Raw genomic sequence first — 2,843 nt, 5'->3', positions numbered from 1 at the left:
TAGTCTTCTTCATAGTTCTCGATGGAGCTATATTCGAAGCCCAGGGGCATGGCGTACTGGCCGCCTTCGACGATGTAGTCGGTGTCGGGCGTCACGAACGTGCCGCCGTGGTCGCTGAGGGTGATGGGGTTCTTGACGATCTGCTTGACGTCGAAGTCGCGCAGGTCAATGACGGCCACGCGGGCGTTGGCCTTGTCGTTGATGAACAGCCAATCGCCGTCGTAGTCGCCATCCGTCTCGCTGAGCGCCGGATGATGGGTGTCGGCCCAGGTCAGGGGCTGGCCGTCAGGCGTCAGGCCGCCCTGCGCCAGCACGTCCATCGTGCCCAACTCCCCATAGCCGAAGCCCTGCCACGGCTCGGGGGTAAAGACGGCGATCTGCTTCAGGATGCGCATGGAGGGCAAGCCGATGACGTAGACCTGGCCCGACTGGCCGCCCGACGCGAACTCATAGTACTCGTCGTGCATGCCGCTGGGGGTGTAGGTCTTGACGGCGTTGGCGATGTCCTGCGGGGTCAGGCCGCGCGCCTCGGCGATGGCGTTGATGTCCTCGGTCGCCCCGGCCACTTCTTGTTGAGCCGGCGCGCCCGCTTGCTCCGCCTGGTTCTGGCAGGCGACGGCCAGCACGGCCACCAACCCCAGAATCAGGAGCACCAATAGAAATAGGAACGGTCTGTTCGATGTGCGGGTAAGCTTCATTCCTCGTATCTCCCTGGCCGGCGCTGAATCGGCGCCGGAATAGATTGAGCCACAGTAGGTATAGGATACGGGGAATGCAAGGGCGGATCGTTGCAAAAACGCAACGAGCGCAACAAGTGTGGCGCGGGTTTCTTAACCCGTGGGTGCAAGGCAAACGTGCGAAGACACGGGATAAGAATTCCGTGCCACGTGGGCCGCGTTACGGCATGGGCAGGTCTTCGCCCAACGCCACCAACTTGTGCGCCTGCTTGAGAGTGATCTGCCGGCGGCCGGTGGCGATCCAGCCGGCCTGCTCCCACTTGCTCAGGATGCGGCTGACATTGTAGAGGTTCGTGCCGGTCATCTGGGCCAGGTCTTCGCGGCTGAGGGGCATGTCGATGAGCACCCCTTCCTCGACGCGCCGGCCGAACTGGCGCACCAGCCGCAGCAGCGCCCGCGCCACGCGCTGCTCCACCCGCTGCGTCGCCAGCTCCTGGAAGCGGTGCTGCATGGCCGCGAAACGCTGGCCGACCATGCGCATGCCGTTCAGGGCCAGTTGTGGGTGCTCGCGCATCAGGCTGTGCATCGTCTCGCGGCTCCAGCCGACGGCCACACACGGTTCGATGGCCTCGGCCGACAGGGGATAGGGCACGTCATTGAGGGCCATGACAATGCCCAACCCCTCGCCGGGGCCGAAGTAGGCGACGATGACCTGTTGGCCGTCGGGCGTCACCTGCGACAGCTTGGCCCGGCCGACGGTCAGCACGTAGAGCATGGTGGAGTCCTCGCCCTGGCGGAAGAAGTAGCTACCCTGGGCGAAGTCGTAGACGTGTCCCGCGCCGACGATCTGACCGCACTCAGCCGGGGACAGGTCCTGAAAGAGGGCGCAGCGGGTGATGACGGGGCAGTAGTCGGCCGCGAGCATGGGCCGATGATAGCACATGATGAGAGACCTGACAGGTAGGCAGCCACAAGTGCAACCCACTTCCAAAAGTGGATCGCACTTAAGACGCCAAGCTTGACACGCCCCCACCATCATACTAATATCTAGTCAGGGATTGCGCGTCACGCGCGGTCGTTTGCTGTCCATATCCGTCACATCGTAGCAAGGAGTAGCTCACTATGCAGTTCACCGCACGTCGTTCCCCTTGGTGGATGGCCGGCCTGGTCCTGGCCGTCATCCTGTTGTTGGCCATCGGCGGCCAACCCGCTCAGGCCCAGGACGCCCAATGGTTGGGCCTCTTCTGGAACAACCGCAACCTCTCCGGCGAGCCCGCGCTCACCCGTTGGGAAAACAGCATCGACTTCGACTGGATGGGCGGCTCCCCCGATCGCGCCATCGACAACGATAACTTCTCGGCCCGCTGGACGCGGCGCGTCCAGTTCGACGCCGGCAATTACCGTTTCTTCGCCACGATGGACGACGGCATGCGCGTCTGGCTCAACAATGAGTTGATCATTGACGGCTGGCGCGACAGCCAGGAACACACGATGACCGTCGACCGCTTCGTGCCCGCCGGCGTCCATAACCTGCGGGTCGAGTTTTTCGAGGCGGGCGGCATGGCCGTGGCCCGCTTCCGCTGGGAGTTGATCGGCTCGAACAACGCCGGCCCCATCTTCCCCAACTGGCGCGCTGAATACTTCAACACGCCCAACCTGGTCGGCGCGCCCGTCCTCGTCCGCGACGACCGCTACCTGAACCAGTCCTGGGCCGGCTCGCCTGGCCCCGGCGTCAATGAAGACTTCTGGTCGGCCCGCTGGACGCGCGTCGTCCGGGGCGCGCCCGGCTTCTACAACATCATTCTGACCAGCGACGACGGCTCGCGGTTGTGGATCAACAACCAGTTGGTCATCGACAACTGGCGCGACCAGACTACGACCGAGTCGGCGCTGAACTTCTGGAACAGCGGCAACGATCTCAGCGTACGGGTCGAATTCTACGACAGCTTCGGCCCGGCCAGCATCCGCGTTGACCTCATCCCGCTGGGCGGAGGCGGGGGCGTGACCCCACCGACGGCCGGCAACTGCGGCGTCGCGCCGACGGGCATGCAGGCGATGGTGACGTCGACCGCGCAGTTGAATGTGCGCGCCCTCCCCGGCACTGACAGCGCGATCGTCACCCGGCTCGCGCCGTGCACCATCGTGCCCCTGACCGGCTTCCGCAAC

At 64.5% G+C, this 2,843-nt stretch carries 3 protein-coding genes; 1 reads left to right on the top strand and 2 read right to left on the bottom strand.

Features of this window, described 5'->3' with window-relative positions; translation table 11 throughout:
• Window positions 1-698: Vmc-like lipoprotein signal peptide domain-containing protein (locus ACE3UY_RS13475; protein WP_374688027.1), on the bottom strand; the 698-nt coding region annotated here is incomplete at its 3' end.
• 199 nt (window positions 699-897) lie between these two features.
• Window positions 898-1,620 carry a Crp/Fnr family transcriptional regulator gene (locus tag ACE3UY_RS13470; protein ID WP_374688026.1) on the bottom strand — a complete coding sequence of 241 codons (723 nt, stop codon included), beginning with the start codon at window positions 1,618-1,620 and terminating at the stop codon, window positions 898-900.
• Window positions 1,621-1,799: 179 nt separating this feature from the next.
• Between ACE3UY_RS13470 and ACE3UY_RS13465 the strand changes: the two genes are divergently transcribed.
• Window positions 1,800-2,843: PA14 domain-containing protein (locus ACE3UY_RS13465; RefSeq protein WP_374688025.1), on the top strand; the 1,044-nt coding region annotated here is incomplete at its 3' end.

It is taken from the genome of Promineifilum sp. (SeqCode) (genome assembly GCF_041918635.1).
Taxonomy (GTDB): Bacteria; Chloroflexota; Anaerolineae; order Promineifilales; family Promineifilaceae; genus Promineifilum.
Note: the sequence above shows the minus strand (reverse complement) of the source record. Positions and strands in the feature narration are given on the sequence as shown.